The organism is Leisingera sp. ANG1, from assembly GCF_000203975.2.
In the GTDB taxonomy this organism is placed as follows: domain Bacteria; phylum Pseudomonadota; class Alphaproteobacteria; order Rhodobacterales; family Rhodobacteraceae; genus Leisingera.
On the sequence record NZ_AFCF02000009.1, the window covers coordinates 223,769 to 244,280 of the forward strand.

The following is a 20,512-nucleotide window of genomic DNA, read 5'->3' on the forward strand; positions in this document are numbered from 1 at the left end:
GTGTTTACAGAGGATCCGGGTGGTAAAAGTGCCCGGACCTTGAGCCACTGCAATTTTGAATTCGGCTTTCGAAGCATACACTCCGGGTGCCGGATAGGCGCGCGTATATGGGGAGTCGCGGGGGTTGTCAACAGCAGCCGGGCGCTGCGGGCCGGGCCGCACCGGCGCGGCGGTTGCCAGAGGGCTGCCGGCCCGCCATAGTCGCCGGCGCAGGCATTTGCAACAAACGGATTTCAGTATGCAGGTCATCGGGCTGTGCCGGTTCTCTTACCCGGCCATCGGCGGGTTTCAGGTCGAGCATGAGACAATGGAGGAGCGGATCGCCTATCTCTACTCTGACGCGCGGATGGAGGAGCGGTTCCGGCTGTTCGAGACTGTCGCCCTGCCGTCCCTGCGGGCGCAGAGCGACCCCGGTTTTGACCTGATCATCGTGACCGGCGACAGCCTGCCCCGGCAGCACCATGACCGGCTGCGGGATCTGACCTCGGACATGCCGCAGGTTCAGATCGTATCCCAGCCGCCGCGCCGCCACCGCGAGGTGATGAAGGAGCTTCTGAACAGCGCTCGCAAGGATCCCGGTCAGCCCTGCCTGCAGTTCCGCTTTGACGACGATGATGCGGTAGCCGGTGAGTTCATCGAGCGGCTGCGGGAGGCCGCGGCGGACTGTGCGCCGCTGCTTGCCAAGACGGACACTGCCGCGATTGATTTCAACCGCGGCTATATCGCCGAATTCAGCGCCGATGGGATCGCCGCCTCGGAACCTGCCGTGCGGCCCTATTTCACCGCGGCGCTGGCGATGTATGCGGCGGGCGGCAGCCGCAAGACGATCATGAACTTCGCCCATAACCGCATCCACCACCACATGCCAACGGTGACCGTGACCGATGTGCCGATGTGGGTGCGCAGCCACAACCGGTTCAACGATTCCCGCCAGGACCGGGCCAAGCCGGTTGAGGTAACCCGGCTGACGCCGAAGCAGGAACGCGAATTCGCAACCGTCTTCGGCATCCGGGCAGACCGCGTGCGCGCAGCGTTCAGCGCGTGACCGGGCGGCGTTTGCGGGCGGCCTGGCGCTCCCGGTAGAAGGTGAAGACCCCGGCCCCGGCCACGATGGCCGCGCCCAAGAGCGTCACCGCATCCGGCCATTCGCCGAACACCAGCCAGCCCAACAGCAGCGCCCACAGCAATCCGCTGTAACGCAGCGGCGCAATCACCGCGATTTCCCCCACCCGCATGGTCATGACTGAGCACAGGTAGCCCGCAAAGATAAACAGGGCCGCGCCGCCCAGGATCAGCAGCTCGCGCCCGCCCATCGGCTGCCATTCCACCGCGGCAGAGCCCGCAATGCCGAAGGCCAGCACCGACAGCGAAGACATCAGCGTCACCGTCATCGACGGCACCTCCGGCGGCATCCGCCGGGTCACCAGGTCGCGGGCGGTGATGCAGGCCACCGACGCCAGCGCATAAAGCGCCCCCTCGCTGAACCCCTCCGGCCCCGGCCGCACAATCAGCAGCATGCCGCAGAAACCCGCGGCAATTGCCGCCATCCGCCGCCAGCCCACCGGCTCTTGCAGGAACAGCGCAGCACTCAGCGTCACCGCCAGCGGCAGCACCTGCAGAACTGCGGTGACATTGGCAATCGGCATCACCATCAGCGCGGTCAGGAAAAGGTAGGTGGCCGAGACTTCGCCTGCGCAGCGCAACGCGATCATGCCCCAGGCGCGGCGCGGCAGGCGCAGCTGCAGCCCGCCCATCCGCCGCACCAGCAGGTAGATCAGCACGCTGGCCGCCAGCCCGCGCACCGTCAGGATCTGCGGCAGCGGCAGCGCCCCGCCGATCAGCTTGACCAACGCATCGTTGAAGGTATAGGCCGCCATCGCCCCCATCATCAAAAGCGCGCCTGTCTGGTTTGGTGTCATGGCAGCAATGCCCTCACTTGATCGCCGGTGCGGCCGAAGTGCCGCTCCAGTGCCTCTTCAATTTTCTGCGGGGGCCATTTTCGGGCGTCGCCGATCTGCACCGGGTCGGATTTGTTGTCGCCATGAACCGTCCGCAGGAAGGCCGGCACCGAGATGTCGGAGACCGTGTTGAGGTGCTGGGCGATACGGCGGTGGTTGTAGGTATAGGGGTTTACCGTCTCCCCCGCAGGCGCCACCACTGTCAGCCCGGCGGACAGCGGCAGCCGTTCACAGGCGTCATAGACGTCTGCCCCGCTGGCCCCCTTTTCCAGATAGAAACCGCGATTGTGGGCAATTGCAAAGGGCGCGCTGCCGCCGCCCTGCAGCGGGATCAGGCCGCGGGCGAGGCGCTTGGTGCGGCGGACAAAGTCCCCGTCCACCGCATCATCGTCATCCAGCCGGAACAGCACCCGATGGGTCGCCTGGGGCAGCGGGAGCAGAGCGAGGGCCTGCTTCAGCTGCTGGTAGTGGATTGCCGGCGCCGCGGCATGGCAGAAGATATTGGCATAGGGTTCGGTCAGGTCCAGCAGCCGCTCCAGATAGGGCGGCGGCAGGCTGTCGGAGGTCAGCACGATCAGCCGGAACCGCGGGTCGCTCTGCCGGGTCAGCGCATGCAGGCACAGGTTTTCAAACAGCCGGAACCGCAGCTCCATCCGTTCCGGGCTGAACAGATGCGCGGCCTTTTCCTCCAGCGTGCCGAAGCGTTCCGAATAGTAATCCGTGCTCAGCACGGAAAAGCGGACCAGCCCGGCCATCCGCAGCCTGATGTCCATCCCTGCACCCTCCCTGCCCTGCAACAGATAGCCCCGGCAGCAGATGTGAAAAAGCCCCCGCATCAGCAATGCGGGGGCTTTTCTGTTTTTCGATCAGCTGCCGGAGCTTAGTCGCGGCTTTCCGGGGTATCGACCAGGTTGTCCAGACCAGCGTCCATCGCGTCCTCGTCCATCACCGGCGCAGCCAGGGCTGCAGCGGCTTCGGCTTCCTCGCGGCGGGCTTCCAGCACCACGTTGTCGCGGCCCTGGGCGATCTGGCGCACCCGCTGAGTGGCGCCGCCGGTGCCGGCCGGGATCAGGCGGCCCACGATGACGTTCTCCTTGAGGCCGACCAGCTTGTCCTTCTTGCCCTGCACCGAAGCCTCGGTGAGAACCCGGGTGGTCTCCTGGAAGGAGGCCGCCGAGATGAAGGAGCGGGTCTGCAGCGACGCCTTGGTGATACCCAGCAGGATCGGTTCGCCCTGAGCCGGACGCTTGCCGCGGGCAAGGGCCTTCTCGTTGGCGGCGTCGAACTCCTGCTTGTCCACGTGTTCGCCTTTCAGCAGCGTGGTGTCGCCAGAGTCGGAGATCTCCCACTTCTGCAGCATCTGGCGGACGATCACCTCGATGTGCTTGTCGTTGATCTTCACACCCTGCAGGCGGTAGACGTCCTGGACCTCGTCGATCATGTAGTTCGCCAGTGCCTCGACACCCATGATGGACAGGATGTCATGCGGCGCCGGGTTGCCGTCCATGATGTAGTCGCCCTTCTGGACAAAATCACCTTCCTGAACCGGAATGTGCTTGCCCTTGGGCACCATGTATTCGACGGCTTCCATCGACTCGTCGCTCGGCTCGATCGCGATACGGCGCTTGTTCTTGTAGTCGCGGCCGAAGCGCACGTAACCATCGATTTCGGCGATGATCGCGTGATCTTTCGGACGGCGGGCTTCGAACAGTTCCGCAACGCGCGGCAGACCACCGGTAATGTCCTTGGTCTTGGCGCCTTCACGCGGGATACGCGCGACAACGTCACCTGCCATGATCTGCTGGCCGTCTTCGACCGACAGGATGGCATCCACGGACATCGGGTAGGTCAGCGGGTTGCCTGCGTCGTTGCGCACCGGTTCGCCGTTGCCGTCCACCAGGATGATTTCCGGCTTCAGGTCAGAGCCCTTCGGCGCCGCACGCCAGTCGATCACGATCTTCTGGGTCATGCCGGTGGCTTCGTCGGTCTCGTCGCGGACCGCCAGGCCCGAGATCAGGTCGACATACTTGGCGGTACCCGGCTTCTCGGCGATGATCGGCAGGGTATAGGGGTCCCATTCGAACAGCTTGTCGCCGCGGTTGACCATCTGGCCTTCCTTGACGAACAGCTTGGAGCCGTAGCCCAGCTTGTGGCTGGCGCGCTCTTCGCCGTGCTCGTCCTGGATGATCAGCTTCATGTTGCGGCCGACAACCAGGGTCTCGCCATTGGCGTTCTCCAGGGTCTGCGGCATTTCGAAGACGATCTTGCCGGACTGCGAGGCTTCCAGGAACGACTGCTGGCCACCCTGGGCAACGCCGCCGATGTGGAAGGTCCGCATGGTCAGCTGGGTACCGGGTTCACCGATCGACTGCGCCGCGATGATACCGACGGCCTCGCCGGTGTTCACGCGGGTGCCGCGGGCCAGGTCACGGCCGTAGCACATGGCGCAGACGCCCTCTTCCGACTCACAGGTCAGCGGCGAGCGGATGCGGGTCGACTGCACGCCGGCCTCTTCCACTGCGTCGGCCATGCGCTCGTCGATCAGCTGGCCTGCGGCCACGATGATCTCTTCGGTGCCGGGCTTCTTGATGTCATCCGCAGCCACACGGCCCAGGATGCGCTCGCCCAGCGACGCCACGACTTCACCATCGTTCACAGCCGCTTCTGCGGTGATCGCACGCTCGGTGCCGCAATCGATCTCGCGAACGATGCAGTCTTGCGCCACGTCCACCAGACGGCGGGTCAGGTAACCCGAGTTCGCCGTCTTAAGCGCGGTATCCGACAGACCTTTACGGGCACCGTGGGTGGAGTTGAAGTACTCCAGAACGGTCAGGCCTTCTTTAAAGTTCGAGATGATCGGGGTCTCGATGATGTCGCCGTTCGGCTTGGCCATCAGGCCGCGCATGCCGCCCAGCTGTTTCATCTGGGTAACCGAGCCACGCGCACCGGAGTGGGCCATCATGTAGACCGAGTTCGGTTCCATCACGGCGCCGTTCTCGTCCCGCTTGTCAGCGGAGATGGTGCCCATCATCGCTTCGGTGACCTTGTCGTTACACTTCGACCAGGCATCGACAACTTTGTTGTACTTTTCGCCCTGAGTGATCAGGCCGTCCATGTACTGCTGTTCGAAGTCTTTCACCTGCTCGCGGGTGTCGTCGACGATGGTCCACTTGGTATCCGGGATCACCATGTCGTCCTTGCCGAAGGAGATGCCGGCCTTGAACGCCTCGCGGAAGCCCATGGTCATGATCTGGTCGCAGAAGATGACCGACTCTTTCTGGCCGCAGTAGCGGTAGACGGTGTCGATGACCTGCTGAACCTCTTTCTTCCGCAGAAGACGGTTGACCAGTTCAAACGGCGCCTTGGCGTTTTTCGGCAGCAGCGCGCCCAGACGGACACGGCCCGGGGTGGTCTCGAAACGCTGGAGAACCTCGTTGCCTTCCTCGTCGATCTGGGTGATCCGCGCGGTGATCTTGGTGTGCAGATGCACTTCGCCGGCGTCCAGCGCGTGCTGAACCTCGTCGATGGTGCCAAAGATCTTGCCTTCGCCGGGCATGCCTTCGCGTTCCAGGGACACATAGTAGAGACCCAGGATCATATCCTGCGACGGAACGATGATCGGCGCGCCGTTGGCGGGCGACAGAACGTTGTTGGTCGACATCATCAGGACGCGCGCTTCCAGCTGGGCCTCAAGGCTCAGCGGGACGTGCACAGCCATCTGGTCACCGTCGAAGTCCGCGTTGAACGCCGAGCAGACCAGCGGGTGCAGCTGGATGGCCTTGCCTTCGATCAGCGTGGGTTCGAACGCCTGGATCCCCAGACGGTGCAGCGTCGGTGCGCGGTTCAGCATCACCGGGTGCTCGCGGATCACCTCATCGAGGATATCCCAAACCTCGGGACGCTCTTTCTCGACCAGCTTCTTCGCCTGCTTCACGGTCGAGGACAGGCCCTTGGCCTCCAGACGCGAGTAGATGAAGGGCTTGAACAGCTCCAGCGCCATCTTCTTGGGCAGGCCGCACTGATGCAGCTTCAGCTCAGGACCGGTCACAATCACCGAACGGCCGGAGAAGTCGACGCGCTTACCCAGAAGGTTCTGGCGGAAGCGGCCCTGCTTGCCTTTCAGCATGTCCGAGAGCGACTTCAGCGGACGCTTGTTGGCGCCGGTGATGACGCGGCCGCGGCGGCCGTTGTCGAACAGCGCGTCAACAGACTCCTGCAGCATCCGCTTTTCGTTGCGGACGATGATGTCCGGCGCGCGCAGTTCGATCAGCCGCTTCAGGCGGTTGTTCCGGTTGATCACGCGGCGGTACAGGTCGTTCAGGTCGGAGGTCGCAAAGCGGCCGCCGTCCAGCGGAACCAGCGGACGCAGTTCCGGCGGAATGACCGGGATCACGGTCATGATCATCCATTCCGGACGGTTGCCCGATTCCAGGAAGGATTCCACGACTTTCAGGCGCTTGATGATCTTCTTGGGCTTCAGTTCACCGGTCGCTTCGGCCAGTTCGGCGCGCAGCGTTTCGGCTTCCGATTCCAGGTCGATCTGGGCCAGCATGTCACGGATCGCTTCAGCGCCGATGTTGGCGGTGAAGGCGTCCATGCCGTAGGCGTCCTGGGCGTCCATGTACTCTTCTTCGGTCATCATCTGACCATAGGTCAGGTCGGTCAGGCCCGGTTCGATGACAACGTAGTTTTCAAAGTAGAGAACCCGTTCCAGGTCGCGCAGGGTCATGTCCAGCATCAGGCCGATGCGGCTGGGCAGCGACTTCAGGAACCAGATGTGCGCAACCGGCGCGGCCAGTTCGATGTGGCCCATGCGCTCGCGGCGCACTTTCTGCAGGGTGACCTCGACGCCGCATTTTTCACAGACGACGCCGCGGTACTTCATCCGCTTATATTTGCCGCACAGGCATTCGTAGTCTTTGATCGGGCCAAAGATCCGGGCGCAGAACAGGCCGTCGCGCTCCGGCTTGAAGGTCCGGTAGTTGATGGTCTCGGGCTTTTTGATTTCGCCATAGGACCAAGACAGGATCCGTTCCGGGCTGGCCAGCGAGACTTTGATTTCATCAAAGACCTTCGGCGGGGTCAGCGGGTTGAACGGGTTGTTGGTGATTTCCTGGTTCATTTTGATACCTCAAATCTTGCGGAAGGGGGGAGCGGGAGAAGGGCGCGGGGCCCTTACTCCTCAACCTCCGCATCCAGGAGTTCCATGTTCAGGCCGAGGCCGCGGACTTCTTTGACCAGAACGTTGAACGATTCCGGCACGCCCGCCTCGAAGTTATCCTCGCCCTTGACGATCGACTCATAGACCTTGGTCCGGCCGGCGACGTCATCCGATTTGACGGTGAGCATCTCCTGCAGGGTGTAGGCGGCGCCATAGGCTTCCAGAGCCCAGACTTCCATCTCACCAAAGCGCTGACCGCCGAACTGCGCCTTACCGCCCAGCGGCTGCTGGGTAACCAGCGAGTACGGGCCGGTGGAACGCGCGTGGATCTTGTCGTCCACCAGGTGGTGCAGCTTCAGCAGGTACTTGATGCCAACGGTCACGGGGCGCGCGAACTGCTCGCCGGTGCGGCCGTCGAACAGGATCGACTGGCCGGACTGGTCAAAGCCCGCACGCACCAGGGCGTTGTTCACATCGTCTTCCTTGGCGCCGTCGAAGACCGGGGTCGCAATCGGCACACCGCGGGTCACGTTGCCTGCGGCCTCGATCAGAGTGCCCTCGTCCATGTTGGCGATGCCTTCGTCGTAGACATCGTCGCCATAGGCGTGGTGCATCGCTTCACGGACCGGGGTCAGATCGCCCGAGCGGCGGTATTCCTGCAGCGCGTCATCCACCTTGATGCCGAGGCCGCGTGCGGCCCAGCCCATGTGGGTCTCCAGAATCTGACCGACGTTCATACGCGACGGCACGCCCAGCGGGTTAAGGCAGAAGTCGACCGGGGTACCGTCGGCGAGGAACGGCATGTCCTCCATCGGCACCACTTTCGAAATCACACCTTTGTTGCCGTGACGGCCGGCCATCTTGTCGCCCGGCTGCAGCTTGCGCTTCACGGCGATGAAGACTTTGACCATCTTCATCACACCCGGCGGCAGGTCGTCGCCGCGGCGGACCTTCTCGACCTTGTCCTCGAAACGGGCATCCAGGGCGCGTTTCTGCGCCTCGTACTGCTCGTTCAGGGCCTCGACAACCTGGGCGTCCTGCTCATCCTCAAGGGCGAGCATCCACCACTGGCCGCGGGACAGGCTGTCCAGCAGCTCCTCGTCGATCGGGGAACCGGAGCGCACGCCTTTCGGGCCTTTGACCGCGACTTTGCCCAGCAGCATATCGCGCAGGCGGGCATAGATGTTGCGGTCCAGGATCGCCAGCTCGTCGTCCCGGTCACGGGCCAGACGCTCGACTTCCTCACGCTCGATCTGCAGCGCACGCTCGTCTTTCTCCACGCCGTGGCGGTTGAAGACGCGCACCTCGACCACGGTACCGTAGTCGCCCGGCTTCACGCGCAGCGAGGTGTCGCGCACGTCGGAAGCCTTCTCGCCGAAGATGGCGCGCAGCAGCTTCTCTTCCGGGGTCATCGGGCTTTCGCCCTTGGGTGTGATCTTGCCGACCAGAATGTCGCCCGGTTCCACATCGGCACCGATGTAGACGATGCCCGCCTCGTCGAGGTTGCGCAGGGCTTCCTCGCCGACGTTGGGGATGTCGCGGGTGATTTCTTCCGGCCCGAGCTTGGTGTCACGGGCGGCGACTTCGAATTCCTCGATGTGGACCGAGGTGAAGACGTCGTCACGCGCGATGCGCTCGGAGATCAGGATGGAGTCTTCGTAGTTGTAGCCGTTCCACGGCATGAACGCGACGACCACGTTTTTGCCCAGTGCCAGTTCGCCCATATCGGTCGACGGGCCGTCGGCGATAACCTCTCCCTTGGCAACGGTGTCGCCCACCTTGACCAGAGGCTTCTGGTTGATGGTGGTGTTCTGGTTGGAACGCTGGAACTTGCGCAGACGGTAGATGTCAACGCCCGCGTCGCCCAGCTCCAGATCGGAGGTGGCGCGGATCACGATACGCTGCGCATCGACCTGGTCGATGATGCCCGCACGCTTGGCCTGGATGGCCGCGCCCGAGTCGATCGCGACCTTTTCCTCGATGCCGGTGCCGACCAGCGGCGCCTCTGCGCGCAGCAGCGGAACCGCCTGACGCTGCATGTTCGAGCCCATCAGAGCGCGGTTGGCGTCGTCGTTTTCCAGGAACGGGATCAGCGAGGCAGCAACGGAGACCAGCTGCTTCGGCGACACGTCAATGAGGTCCACGCTTTCGCGCGGCGCCAGGGTGTAGTCGCCGGACTGGCGGGTCGACACCAGGTCGTTGATGAACTTGCCGCTCTCGTCCAGGGTCGCGTTCGCCTGCGCCACGGTGTGGCGCATTTCCTCGGTTGCCGACATGTAGTGCACTTCGTCGGTCACCTGGCCTTCGTTCACCACCCGGTAGGGGGTCTCGATGAAGCCGTATTTGTTGACGCGCGCGAAGGTCGCCAGCGAGTTGATCAGACCAATGTTCGGGCCTTCCGGGGTCTCAATCGGGCACATCCGGCCATAGTGGGTCGGGTGCACGTCGCGGACCTCAAAGCCGGCGCGCTCGCGGGTCAGGCCGCCCGGGCCAAGCGCCGACAGGCGGCGTTTGTGGGTGACTTCCGACAGCGGGTTGGTCTGGTCCATGAACTGCGACAGCTGCGAGGAGCCGAAGAATTCACGCACCGCAGCCGCAGCCGGTTTCGCGTTGATCAGATCCTGCGGCATCACGGTGTCGATCTCGACAGAGGACATCCGCTCCTTGATCGCACGCTCCATGCGCAGCAGGCCGACGCGGTACTGGTTTTCCATCAGCTCGCCGACGGAGCGCACGCGGCGGTTGCCCAGGTGGTCGATGTCGTCGACATCGCCGCGGCCGTCACGCAGGTCGACCAGCGCCTTGATGCAGGCAACAATGTCTTCCTTGCGCAGGGTGCGCTGGGTGTCCTCGGCGTCCAGTGCCAGGCGCATGTTCATCTTCACGCGGCCAACGGCGGACAGGTCGTAACGCTCAGAATCGAAGAACAGGGTGTCGAACAGCGCTGAGGCTGCCTCGACGGTGGGCGGCTCGCCCGGGCGCATCACGCGGTAGATGTCCATCAGCGCGCTGTTGCGGTCCAGGTTCTTGTCCTGCGCCATGGTGTTGCGCATGTAGGGGCCGACGTTGACGTTGTCGATGTCCAGCACCGGAATGTCGGTGATGCCCGCGTCCAGCAGCTCCTTCAGGGAACCGCCGATCAGCTCGCCGTCCTTGTCGTATTCAAGGGTCAGCTCATCACCGGCCTCGACATAGATCGCGCCGTTGTCTTCGTTGATGATGTCCTTGGAGACATATTTGCCGACGATGTGATCGAACGGAACCAGAAGGTCGGTGACAGAGCCTTCCTCGATCAGCTTCTTGACGGCGCGCGGGGTGACCTTCTTGCCGGCTTCGCAGATGATCTCGCCGGTGGCAGCGTCCACCAGGTCATAGGTCGGGCGGGTGCCGCGCACGCGTTCCGGGAAGAACGGGGTAACCCAGCCGCGGGATTTCTCCAGCTTGAACTGCACGGTGTTGTAATAGGCATCCATGATGCCTTCCTGGTCCAGGCCCAGGGCGTACAGCAGGGTGGTCACCGGCAGCTTGCGGCGGCGGTCGATACGGGCAAAGACGATGTCCTTGGCGTCGAACTCGAAGTCCAGCCAGGAGCCGCGGTACGGGATGATGCGGCAGGCGAACAGCAGCTTGCCCGAGGAGTGGGTCTTGCCTTTGTCGTGGTCGAAGAACACGCCCGGCGAGCGGTGCATCTGGGACACGATCACACGCTCGGTGCCGTTCACGATGAAGGTGCCGTTCGGGGTCATCAGGGGCATGTCGCCCATGAAGACGTCCTGTTCCTTGATGTCCTTCACCGACTTCGCGCCGGTGTCCTCGTCGACATCAAACACGATCAGGCGCAGGGTGACCTTCAGCGGCGCCGAGTAGGTCATGTCGCGCTGCATGCACTCTTCGACGTCGTACTTCGGCTTCTCGAACGAGTATTTCACGAACTCCAGAACGGAGGTTTCGTTGAAATCCTTGATCGGGAATACCGACTGGAACACACCTTTGATGCCTTCGCCGTCCAGCGGCTCAGCTGCATCGCCGGAGCGCAGGAAAAGGTCATAAGAAGATTTCTGCACCTCGATGAGGTTCGGCATCTCCAGCACTTCGCGGATTTTGCCGTAATATTTGCGTAGACGTTTCTGGCCAAGGAACGATTGAGCCATGTCAGATGTCACCTTTCGAGTTCTCACCGGTCAAGGAAGCCGCCGGGCCCCGGCTCCTTGCCCATACGAGACAGCGCGTTCGGATCAATTCATGGCCACCGTCCCGAAGGCAGCCTCCCGATCCTTTGAACTCCGCCTAAGAAAACGCCTCTTGGATGAGGCCCTTTCTAAGACAGGTTCGGCTGGGCCCGGAAAAATCCGGACCCAGCCAAATTTCCGATGCATCGGCGATGCACCAGAGGCAGGACTTAGGCCAGCTCGACTTCGGCGCCAGCTGCTTCCAGCTTGGCTTTGATGTCTTCTGCTTCGGCTTTGTCGATGCCTTCTTTGATTTTGCCGCCAGCTTCGACCAGCTCTTTGGCTTCTTTCAGGCCCAGGCCGGTGATGCCGCGAACTTCTTTGATCACGTTGATCTTGGAAGCGCCGGCGTTCTTCAGAACGACGTCGAATTCGGTCTTTTCTTCTTCAGCTGCGCCACCGGCGTCGCCGCCAGCTGCAACCATCACAGCGCCGCCAGCAGCGGGCTCGATGCCGTATTCGTCTTTCAGGATGGTTTTCAGTTCTTGTGCTTCCAGCAGGGTCAGACCCACGATGCTTTCTGCGAGTGCTTTCAGATCAGCCATTGTTCAGCTCTTTCCGTTTACAGTATGTGTGTTCCAACGTGCGGGCTTTTGCCCCACGCCAGCCATTCAGTGCCAACCGCTTACGCAGCTTCCGCCTTCTCTTCGATGGTCGAAAGGATGCTTGCGATGTTGCTTGCAGGTGCGCCAATCGCGCCGGCGATGTTGGAAGCAGGTGCGCCAATGCAGCTTGCGATCTGAGCAATAAGCTCGTCGCGGGACGGCATTTTCGACACGGCTTCGACACCGGCACGGTCCAGAGCGTTCTCACCCATTGCGCCGCCAAGGATCTCAAACTTTTTGTTTTCCTTGGCGAAATCCTCGGCCACTTTTGCAGCGGACACGGGATCTTCGGAGTAGGTCAGAACGGTCATACCCGTCAGCAGGCCGGCCATGCTTGCACACGGCTTACCCTCGAGGGCGATTTTGGCGAGCCTGTTCTTGGCAACACGCACGGAGCTGTTCGCGTCGCTTGCACGCGCGCGCAGATCCTGCATCTCGGCAACTGTCAGACCGGCGTAGTGAGCTACCACCACGACGCCAGAGCTTTCGAAGATCTGGCCGAGTTCCTCGACCACTTTCTCTTTCTGGGCTCTATCCACAGTTCTCTCCAAGTTAGGGATGCTTGCGCATCCCGGCTCATATTTGCCGAACCAGATGGCCCGGCGTTCAGGTCCGTTTTACGGGATGAGCCAAAGTCGCCCGAGGGAATGAAAACCCTCGATCTTCCTGGTCTTACCCGTCTCAGGAGGGAAATTAAGACCCGATCGAAAGGCCACCCACCATCTTGGACGAAATGAAATAAAGCGCACGACGAATCGCACGCTTTATCTCAAGGCCGTAGTTAGTGGTATTTGACGGGTTTTCCAAGGGCGAAAATAGAAATTTGAGATAGGCAATCCACCAGATCCTTCGACCAACTTTTAAGTTGACAAACATATTTTAGATTTTTAAAGTATGTTTACTGATGCAAAATAGGATTGAGAAAATGAATAGACGTCACCAAGACATGCTCGAATCCCGCATTGACGAGCTCGTGCTAACCAAGGGCTGGACCACGATAAGAGCAGAGGAGCTCCGCCTTTGGTATGAGCAAAAAGTCACAAAAGGCGTTTGGCGCGATATTCAGAACCGCGTCGATACGCTCAGCGAAGAAACTGAAAACCCAAAACTCAAAGTTGGAGTATACGACTACGACGGAAACTTCCTGTTAGTCGACCTCTCTGAGATTGGCACCCTCTCCGACTTGGCCAAGTAAACCCACCTCCCAAAGAAAAAGGGCGGCCCTTGCGGAGCCGCCCTTCCTGACATCAGCTGTGCGCCCGATTACTCGGTGACAGCGTTGTCCACGTCAACCGTGATGCCCGGACCCATGGTCGAGGACAGGTTGATCTTTTTCATGTAGGCACCTTTGGCGCCGGTCGGCTTGGCTTTGGCCACGGCCGACACGAAGGCACGGACGTTCTCGACCAGCTTGGCTTCGTCGAAGGACGCTTTGCCGACGCCGGCATGCACAACGCCGCCTTTTTCCGCTTTGAACTGGACTTCGCCGCCCTTGGCTGCTTCCACGGCCGCTTTCACGTCCATGGTCACGGTGCCGACTTTCGGGTTCGGCATCAGGTTGCGCGGGCCCAGGATTTTGCCCAGACGGCCGACGACCGGCATCATGTCCGGGGTGGCGATGCAGCGGTCAAAGTCGATCTTGCCGCCCTGGATCGCTTCCATCAGGTCTTCGGCGCCGACGATGTCTGCACCGGCTGCGGTCGCTTCGTCAGCTTTGGGGCCGCGGGCGAACACAGCAACGCGCATGGCTTTGCCGGTGCCGTTCGGCAGGCCGACCACGCCGCGGACCATCTGGTCTGCGTGGCGGGTGTCAACGCCCAGGTTCAGGGAGATCTCGACGGTTTCGTCGAATTTCGAGGTTGCGTTGGCTTTCACCAGGGCAACAGCTTCTTCCACGGACAGGTTTTCTTTGCCTGCGAAAGCTTCGCGCGCGGCGCGGGTGCGTTTACCGAGCCTTGCCATCTTACTTCACCTCGATGCCCATGGAGCGGGCGGAGCCCAGGATGATCTGCATTGCCGCGTCGATGTCGTTGGCGTTCAGATCTTTCATCTTGGCTTCGGCGATCTCTTTCACCTGGGCCACGGTCACGGTGCCGACGGTTTCCCGGCTCGGGTTGTTCGCGCCGGATTTCACCTTGGCCGCCTTCTTCAGGTAGTAAGACGCGGGCGGCGTCTTGATGTCCATGGTGAAGGACTTGTCCTGATAGTAGGTGATCACGGTCGGGCACGGCGCGCCGGGCTCCATGTCTGCGGTCTTGGCGTTGAACGCCTTGCAGAATTCCATGATGTTGATGCCGCGCTGACCCAGGGCCGGGCCGACGGGCGGAGAGGGGTTTGCCTGACCTGCAGGAACCTGCAGCTTCATCGAACCAACAAGCTTCTTAGCCATTTGGTTGTCCTTTCAACGAGGACGGAACGCGTTCCGCCCGGAGAATGTTGCGTGGTCGGATGTCAGGGTCGCGACCCATTCATCTCCCACGAGAGAATCTCGCCCGAAGACGATAGAGGCGGCGTTTACAGGGGAATGTTGGTGTTGGCAAGTGGGCGGGAGGGGAATTGAGCAAACCCGGCTCGAGCCTAGCCGAAAGCAATTCCGTTCCATTTTGACTGGTGGACGTGAACGCTTGCGATCAGCTAGTGACGCCCCGTCCGGACCCAATCGGAAGGAAGCTGATGCCACGGCTGGTCAGGAAAACGCCGCGCCATCTCTTCCTTGAGTTTTCGCTCCCGGGAAACGGGGCCGCCAACATGCCAAGCAGCTTCCTCAACTCCGAAATCGGCGGTTAACCGGGCTGGCAAGTGATGCTCAGCGTCCCATACTGCAACAACTTCAAGATCCTGTATGGCCGGGTCCTCCAGTCGCGTTTCACGAGTAGCACCCCCTCCCTCCCAAATGGTTACAGCAAGCGTGCCAACCGGCCACTGAACCTGCGGGGGAACAATGTGCAGCGCCCCAGCGAGATCATAGCGTCCGAGCTTGACCCACCGGCCCGCACGGAGGGCTCGCGTTATTGACGGGAATGCGACCGACACCACAGACATCACTGGCGACGAGAGAATATCTTTGACATTGGCGACTTCGTGATCCCGGCGCCGAAAGAACCCTACCGACTTTTCGGAGGTGACCTGACCGTAATAGATCCATTCACCTTCGCCAAATAGAGCGTATAGCGTTCCTGACTTCAGGTCGGCCCGAGCTTTGGGATTAACTTCAAACATCGCCGCACCATTGCGAGGGATACCCCCCACGTCAACAACTGCTCACCCTTCCGGACCTCTAAGCCAAACCAATTGAACGAAAGGTCTAGATATCTGCCAAACAAAAAAACGCCGCGTTGAACCCAACGCGGCGCCTCAAATTCCACTGGGCGGCAACTCACCCCTGCTTGGTCACCTGGGTGAAGTCCAGCTCGACCGGGGTCTCGCGGCCGAAGATCGACACGGTGACCTTGAGCTTCTGGTTGTCCTCGTCGACCTCTTCGACCATGCCGTCGAAATCCTCGAACGGGCCGTCGTTCACCTTCACCTTCTCGCCGATCTCGAAGTGGATCAGGGTGCGCGGCGCCTCGACGCCTTCCTCGACGCGGCCCAGGATGCCCTGCACCTCAGCGTCGCGCATCGGCATCGGGCGGCCCTGCGGGCCCAGGAAACCGGTGACGCGGTTGATCGAGGAAATCAGGTGATAGCCGCGGTCGGACATTTCCATGTGCACCAGCACGTAGCCGGGCATGAAGCGGCGCTCGGTCGAGACCTTCTTGCCGCGGCGGATCTCGATCACCTCTTCGGTGGGGACCAGAACCTCGTCGATCTCGTCCTCAAGGCCCTGTTCTGCGACCGAGGTGCGGATCTGCTCTGCGATTTTCTTTTCGAAGTTCGAAAGAACGCTGACCGAATACCACCGTTTCGCCATGAACCGTTGTCCTTGTTCTGCCGGGCGGGCCACTTGCCGCGCCGCTGCCTGTTCATTCCGCTGCAGCCCCGGGGCTGCGCTCTCCAACAAAAAGCGGCGTGCAAACCGAATCGCTGCACGCCCGCCTCAATAATTCCTGCTCAGGTACCGCCCATCGCTGCCAAGATCAAGTGCAGCGCAGCAATTGCGGCCCCAAAGCCCAAGTACCGCTGCGGACTTAGCCGAACATCCCCAGAAGCCCTTGCAGGCCAAAGCGGATCAGCAGGTCCACCAGCGCAAAGAACAGCGCCGTCAGCGCCGCCATGATGAACACCATGACCGTGGTCAGCAGCACTTCGCGGCGGGTCGGCCAGACGACCTTGGAGACTTCGGCGCGAACCTGCTGGATGAACTGAACGGGGTTGATAGTTGCCATACTGGGGGTGTCTCTCTGCTAGCAGTCAGGGCGATGTAACCGGAGCGGCCCGTGAATTCAAGCCCTGCGGCCCTCCTGCCCGGCCCGTTGCGGGTGTTGCGCAGGCAGCGGACGCCGGGTCAATCCAATTTTAATCCACTACTGGCAAAATTGACTCCAGAGGTTCCCTGCGGCCCATCGCGCCGCCCGGGAGCCGGACCGTGTGAATTATTGAGATCGGAAGCCATGACACCTGCCAATTCCCTGTCCGAGGCCGAACAGTTCGAACGCGACGCCAAGTTTGAAGATGCCGCCATGGCCTATGCCGGCATCCTGTCCCGCAACCCCCGCAACAAGCGCGCGCAATCGGCGCTGGAGGGGCTGCGCAAACGGCTGGACTCGCAGACCGATCCGTCGCCGGTGCATCAGGCCGGGCTGGAGGAGGCGCTGGCAGAGGGCCGTCCTTTCGAGGCTGCGGAAAGCTGCGGCGCGCTGCTCAAGACCTTCCGCGAATCGCATTTCCTGTGGGATTTCCTGGGCCGCTGCCACCTGGCCGCGGGCCATCTGGACAATGCCGCCACCTGTTTGAACAAGGCGATCGGGATCAATCCCCGTGCCGCCGGCAGCTATGCTGCGATGGGCCGGGTGAAGGCCGCCCGCGGCGAGCTGGACAATGCCATGGCGCTTTATGACAAGGCGCTGATGCTGGCCGCGGGCTGCCTGCAGGCGCTGCACGGCAAGGCAGAGGTGCTGATCAAGCGCGGCCAGAGCCAGAAGGCGGCCATCATGCTGCGCAAGGCGGTTGCTCTGGCTCCGCATGACGCGGCGCTGCATGTCACCCTGGCGGGCCTCCTGACCCAGCAGGGCGCGGTGGAGGACGCCAAGGAACACTACACCCAGGCCGTCCGCCTGAACCCCGCCCTGACCGAGGCCCGCTACCAGCTGGGCCTGCTGTTGAAGGCTGAGGGCGCCTTTGCCGCCGCCCTGCCCTGTTTCGACAAGGTGCTGCAGGCCAGTCCTTCCGATGACCGCGCCCGCACCCAGCGGCTGCATGTCCTGGCAGAGCTCTGCGACTGGAAATGGCTGCCGGAATACGGTGATTTCCGCCGCCAACTGGGCCTGCGCGGCAGCGGCTGCGATCCCAGCGCTCTGATGCTGATGGAGGACAACCCCGACCTCTTGCGCGCCCGCGCCCAATCCTATGCCAGCGAGTTGTTCGGCACGGCTGAGCTGAACAGCACCCCGCCTGCAGGCCAGCGCCCCGCGCGGCTGCGCATCGGCTATTTCTTCGCCGCCCGCGACGCCGCGGCGGTGCTGGACCAGCACGGCGGAATGCTTGCCGCCCACGATGATGGCCGCTTTGACATCCGCATCTATGCGGTTGGCGCAGGCCTGCCGGACAGCGCGGCGCAGAGGTTTGACGGCCTCAAGGTTCTGGATGCCAGCGCCACGGATCAGATGGCGGCGGCGGTGAAGGCAGACCAATTGGACGCCGCGGTGGATCTCTCCGGCTATTCCGGCGGCGGTGCGCTGCCGCTGTTCGCCGCCCGGCTGGCGCCGCTGCACATCCTGTTCCCCGGCTATCCCGGCACCATGGGCACCGCCGCCTATGACTACCTGATCAGCGACGCCGCCGCCTACCCACCCGGCAGCGAACGCTACCACAACGAGCACCTGCTGCGACTGGCAGATGGCCATCAAGCGGTGGCCCCGGCCACACTGGCCAACGCCCCGGACCGCGCCGCCTTCGGCCTGCCCGCAGAGGGCTTCGTGTTCTCCAGCTTTGCGTCTGGCAGCCATATCACACCGCAGGAATTCGACATCTGGATGCGCCTTCTGCAAAGCGCTCCGGACAGCGTCCTGTGGCTGGCGGACAACGGTGAACATGCGATGTCCAACCTGCGCCGCGCCGCCGCTGCGCGCGGTGTCGATCCGGACCGCCTGGTCTTTGCCCCGGCAGCCAGCCGCGATGATCACCTGGCCCGCCTGCCGCTGGCGGATCTGGTCCTGGACACGTTCACCGTAAACGCCACCGCCGCCGCCCGCGACGCCCTGGCTGCAGGGGTTCCGGTCCTCACCCTGCCCGGCCAGCAATCCGCCGCCCGCACCTCCGCCAGCCTGCTGCAATCCGCCGGGCTGCCGGAGATGATTGCCGAAAGCATACAAGGCTATGAGGCCAAAGCCGCGGAACTGGCTGCTGACAGCACATCCGCCGCCAGCCTGCGCAGCAAGCTCCGCACCCAGCAGCAGACCGCCGCGCTGTTCAGCCCGGAACGGCTGGCCCGGCAGGTGGAGCGCACCTTTGACGCCGCCTGCGAACGGCAGCAGCAGGGGCTGGCCCCGGCCCATCTGGATCTGGTGTGACCTGGCACGCCAAACGGCCTGCCCGAAAGGGCAGTGCTGTACCGGCGATGTGCGGGAAAATGGCAGGGGCAGCAGGGTTCGAACCCGCGACCTACGGTTTTGGAGACCGTCGCTCTACCAACTGAGCTATACCCCTGTGGTGCGGCATGTCCTACGGCAGGCGCGCTGCGGAGGCAAGAGGGAAAAGCGCATTTTCTTGCGCCGCCCGGGCGGTTTGCCCGCCGTGGGCTTTCCCTGGGCTTTGCCCCGGCGCAGCCATGCAGTATGACGGGGCAAATGCCGGGGCCAAGCCCCTGTGCCCCCTGCAGGAATGAGCCGTAGCCCCGTGAGCCTCAGAAAGAAAATCGCCGACAGCCCAAAGGTCAACCGCGCCATCGAGGGGCTGTTTGCCGCCTACGTGCGATTCGCCTTCCGCACCTCCCGCTGGACCCGCACCGGGTTTGAGGAGATGGACGCCTGCGTGCGCCGCGGCGAGCCGGTGATCTTTGTGCTGTGGCACCAGCGGCTGATCATGGCGCCCTATCTGTTCGACACCTCGCTGGGCCGCATTTGCGCGCTCACCTCAGCCGCCCGCGCCGGACGTCTGGCGGGCCAGATCCTGGTGCGGCTGGGGTTCGAGACCATCCCGATGTCGAGCCACAAGCGCCATGTGGCCCTGTCGCGCGAAGTGCTGCGCCGCACCCGCGAGGGCTGCTCCATCGGCATCGCCGCCGACGGCCCCCGCGGGCCTGCGCGGGTCTCGTCCACCGTGCCGGTGGTCTGGGCACGGATGACCGGCTGCCGGGTGTTCACCGTGGCCTTTGCCGAAAAGAAGGTGATGAAGCTGCCGACCTGGGACCAGCAGATGCTGCCGCTGCCGTTTTCGCGCGGCGTGCTGATGTGCCGGGAATGGACGGACGAGGTGCCGAAGAAGCCCAGTGACGAGCAGGTGGAAGGGTTGCGGCAAAGCCTGGAGGCATCGCTGGATGCCATAACGGATGCCGCGGATGCGGCGGCGGGGCGCGGCAGTGAGGATCCAAAGACGCAGGCGGGGTGAGCGGGCGTTTGCGGTGGCGGGCTGAGTGCCCACCCTGCGAACACAATGCACCTCGCGGGCAGGCAGATTGTCTGCCAGAAGTTCGTTGGTTTTTGATCTGGAAAAGACCACACCAGATTGCATTCAACCGCAAGATGCGAAACGCTGGCTGGAACCAGCTTTCCTTTCTTCAATTTGAATTTCCACAGGTCAAAATGCAGTCCATCACCCTGCGCATTCTGCGCGCCGCAGCGTTCTTCGCCATTTCTGCCGCTTTCCTGATTTCCGGCGAGGCCCGGGCCGAGGCTGAAATCAATCTTGGATCCCGCAACACGGTTTCCTTGGAAACAAAAGTGCTCTGGCCCAAAGAGTACGGCCTGTATCTGATGCTGCAGAAGCACGCGGGGCTTGCCAGCGAACTGAGAACGGGCGGGTATGACGTCTCGTTACTGCACAACTCATCAGAAGACCCCGGTCTTTTGACCTTTAACGTGAAAATCTACAAATGGGGAGATCGCGGCGATGAGTTGGTCTTCCAGCAATCGAATTTGCTGCCAAATTTGATTATGAGCCGTAACGAAGAATTCGGCCTGGAAGTTGCCTTGGCCCAGCTGTCCACTGGCAGATACCGGATAGAGGCCACCCCGGAGAATACAAACCACACCCTGGCGGACATCCCCGCAAGGCTGATGTTTATCAAAGCACTAAGGGGAAAATAGGCCTCAATCCATACCCGTCCGGACGCCCCACGTTCGGGCCGTGCGTGGCCTGCGCCGAACCGGAGGGTTGTTTCCGGCAAAACGGGCGGGCGCTGCCCTGCGAGGAAGTCCCCGCCGCTTTTCGACGCGAAAAACGGCCATGAAAAATCGATTTTTC

General features: G+C 62.5%; 16 protein-coding genes and 1 tRNA gene. 5 read left to right on the forward strand and 12 right to left on the reverse strand.

Annotated features, from left to right (window positions below; translation table 11 throughout):
• Positions 1 to 238: 238 nt before the first annotated feature.
• Positions 239 to 1,045, forward strand: a complete 807-nt coding sequence (locus GC1_RS17265) for a putative rhamnosyl transferase (RefSeq protein ID WP_019298616.1) — start codon at positions 239 to 241, stop codon at positions 1,043 to 1,045.
• On the opposite strand, the gene GC1_RS17270 is transcribed toward GC1_RS17265, so the two are convergent.
• The 6 genes from GC1_RS17270 to rplJ all read right to left on the reverse strand — a co-directional run bounded on the left by GC1_RS17270 (position 1,035) and on the right by rplJ (position 12,492).
• Positions 1,035 to 1,919, reverse strand: a complete 885-nt coding sequence (locus GC1_RS17270) for a DMT family transporter (RefSeq protein ID WP_019298615.1) — start codon at positions 1,917 to 1,919, stop codon at positions 1,035 to 1,037. The genes GC1_RS17265 and GC1_RS17270 overlap by 11 nt on opposite strands.
• Entirely contained in the window at positions 1,916 to 2,731 is an 816-nt protein-coding gene (locus tag GC1_RS17275) for a glycosyltransferase (RefSeq protein ID WP_019298614.1), read from the reverse strand. Before GC1_RS17275 ends, GC1_RS17270 begins: the two co-directional genes overlap by 4 nt.
• Before the next feature lie 107 nt (positions 2,732 to 2,838).
• Positions 2,839 to 7,080, reverse strand: coding sequence for a DNA-directed RNA polymerase subunit beta' (gene rpoC, locus GC1_RS17280; protein WP_019298613.1), 4,242 nt, complete (start codon positions 7,078 to 7,080; stop codon positions 2,839 to 2,841).
• 53 nt (positions 7,081 to 7,133) lie between these two features.
• Positions 7,134 to 11,270 (reverse strand): DNA-directed RNA polymerase subunit beta, encoded by a 4,137-nt coding sequence (gene rpoB, locus GC1_RS17285; RefSeq protein WP_019298612.1) that lies wholly within the window; start codon positions 11,268 to 11,270, stop codon positions 7,134 to 7,136.
• Between the two features lie 248 nt (positions 11,271 to 11,518).
• On the reverse strand, positions 11,519 to 11,893 hold the full coding sequence (gene rplL / locus GC1_RS17290) for a 50S ribosomal protein L7/L12 (protein WP_019298611.1): 375 nt from the start codon (positions 11,891 to 11,893) through the stop codon (positions 11,519 to 11,521).
• Positions 11,894 to 11,973: 80 nt separating this feature from the next.
• Entirely contained in the window at positions 11,974 to 12,492 is a 519-nt protein-coding gene (rplJ, locus tag GC1_RS17295) for a 50S ribosomal protein L10 (RefSeq protein ID WP_029205089.1), read from the reverse strand.
• 386 nt (positions 12,493 to 12,878) lie between these two features.
• Between rplJ and GC1_RS17300 the strand changes: the two genes are divergently transcribed.
• Entirely contained in the window at positions 12,879 to 13,148 is a 270-nt protein-coding gene (locus GC1_RS17300; RefSeq protein ID WP_027248543.1) for a hypothetical protein, read from the forward strand.
• Between the two features lie 68 nt (positions 13,149 to 13,216).
• Here GC1_RS17300 and rplA read toward each other — a convergent pair whose 3' ends face one another.
• The 5 genes from rplA to secE form a co-directional block, all read right to left on the reverse strand.
• A complete protein-coding gene (gene rplA / locus GC1_RS17305; protein WP_039498747.1) occupies positions 13,217 to 13,915 on the reverse strand; it encodes a 50S ribosomal protein L1 in 699 nt (232 codons plus the stop codon).
• A 1-nt stretch (position 13,916) separates the two neighbouring features.
• Entirely contained in the window at positions 13,917 to 14,342 is a 426-nt protein-coding gene (rplK, locus tag GC1_RS17310; RefSeq protein WP_019298608.1) for a 50S ribosomal protein L11, read from the reverse strand.
• A gap of 245 nt (positions 14,343 to 14,587) precedes the next feature.
• A complete protein-coding gene (locus GC1_RS22245; protein WP_039193949.1) occupies positions 14,588 to 15,172 on the reverse strand; it encodes a hypothetical protein in 585 nt (194 codons plus the stop codon).
• Between the two features lie 157 nt (positions 15,173 to 15,329).
• Entirely contained in the window at positions 15,330 to 15,863 is a 534-nt protein-coding gene (gene nusG, locus GC1_RS17315; RefSeq protein WP_019298607.1) for a transcription termination/antitermination protein NusG, read from the reverse strand.
• Between the two features lie 217 nt (positions 15,864 to 16,080).
• Entirely contained in the window at positions 16,081 to 16,278 is a 198-nt protein-coding gene (gene secE, locus GC1_RS17320; protein WP_019298606.1) for a preprotein translocase subunit SecE, read from the reverse strand.
• Between the two features lie 225 nt (positions 16,279 to 16,503).
• Between secE and GC1_RS17325 the strand changes: the two genes are divergently transcribed.
• Positions 16,504 to 18,621, forward strand: coding sequence for an O-linked N-acetylglucosamine transferase, SPINDLY family protein (locus GC1_RS17325; protein ID WP_019298605.1), 2,118 nt, complete (start codon positions 16,504 to 16,506; stop codon positions 18,619 to 18,621).
• Between the two features lie 60 nt (positions 18,622 to 18,681).
• Here GC1_RS17325 and GC1_RS17330 read toward each other — a convergent pair.
• A tRNA-Trp gene (locus GC1_RS17330) sits at positions 18,682 to 18,757 on the reverse strand.
• 189 nt (positions 18,758 to 18,946) lie between these two features.
• Between GC1_RS17330 and GC1_RS17335 the strand changes: the two genes are divergently transcribed.
• Complete coding sequence (locus tag GC1_RS17335; protein WP_019298604.1) at positions 18,947 to 19,657, forward strand: lysophospholipid acyltransferase family protein; 711 nt, start codon at positions 18,947 to 18,949, stop codon at positions 19,655 to 19,657.
• Between the two features lie 92 nt (positions 19,658 to 19,749).
• Positions 19,750 to 20,355, forward strand: a complete 606-nt coding sequence (locus GC1_RS17340) for a hypothetical protein (protein ID WP_152614079.1) — start codon at positions 19,750 to 19,752, stop codon at positions 20,353 to 20,355.
• Positions 20,356 to 20,512 lie beyond the last annotated feature (157 nt).

Excerpts from the sequence above, each read along its gene's own strand:
- GC1_RS17325 (WP_019298605.1), top strand. The coding sequence starts at position 16,504 with ATGACACCTGCCAATTCCCTGTCCGAGGCCGAACAGTTCGAACGCGAC.
- rplA (WP_039498747.1), bottom strand. The coding sequence starts at position 13,915 with ATGGCAAGGCTCGGTAAACGCACCCGCGCCGCGCGCGAAGCTTTCGCA.
- GC1_RS17265 (WP_019298616.1), top strand. The coding sequence starts at position 239 with ATGCAGGTCATCGGGCTGTGCCGGTTCTCTTACCCGGCCATCGGCGGG.
- rplK (WP_019298608.1), bottom strand. The coding sequence starts at position 14,342 with ATGGCTAAGAAGCTTGTTGGTTCGATGAAGCTGCAGGTTCCTGCAGGT.
- GC1_RS17300 (WP_027248543.1), top strand. The coding sequence starts at position 12,879 with ATGAATAGACGTCACCAAGACATGCTCGAATCCCGCATTGACGAGCTC.
- GC1_RS22245 (WP_039193949.1), bottom strand. The coding sequence starts at position 15,172 with ATGTTTGAAGTTAATCCCAAAGCTCGGGCCGACCTGAAGTCAGGAACG.
- GC1_RS17270 (WP_019298615.1), bottom strand. The coding sequence starts at position 1,919 with ATGACACCAAACCAGACAGGCGCGCTTTTGATGATGGGGGCGATGGCG.
- rpoC (WP_019298613.1), bottom strand. The coding sequence starts at position 7,080 with ATGAACCAGGAAATCACCAACAACCCGTTCAACCCGCTGACCCCGCCG.
- rpoB (WP_019298612.1), bottom strand. The coding sequence starts at position 11,270 with ATGGCTCAATCGTTCCTTGGCCAGAAACGTCTACGCAAATATTACGGC.
- GC1_RS17275 (WP_019298614.1), bottom strand. The coding sequence starts at position 2,731 with ATGGACATCAGGCTGCGGATGGCCGGGCTGGTCCGCTTTTCCGTGCTG.
- nusG (WP_019298607.1), bottom strand. The coding sequence starts at position 15,863 with ATGGCGAAACGGTGGTATTCGGTCAGCGTTCTTTCGAACTTCGAAAAG.
- rplL (WP_019298611.1), bottom strand. The coding sequence starts at position 11,893 with ATGGCTGATCTGAAAGCACTCGCAGAAAGCATCGTGGGTCTGACCCTG.
- secE (WP_019298606.1), bottom strand. The coding sequence starts at position 16,278 with ATGGCAACTATCAACCCCGTTCAGTTCATCCAGCAGGTTCGCGCCGAA.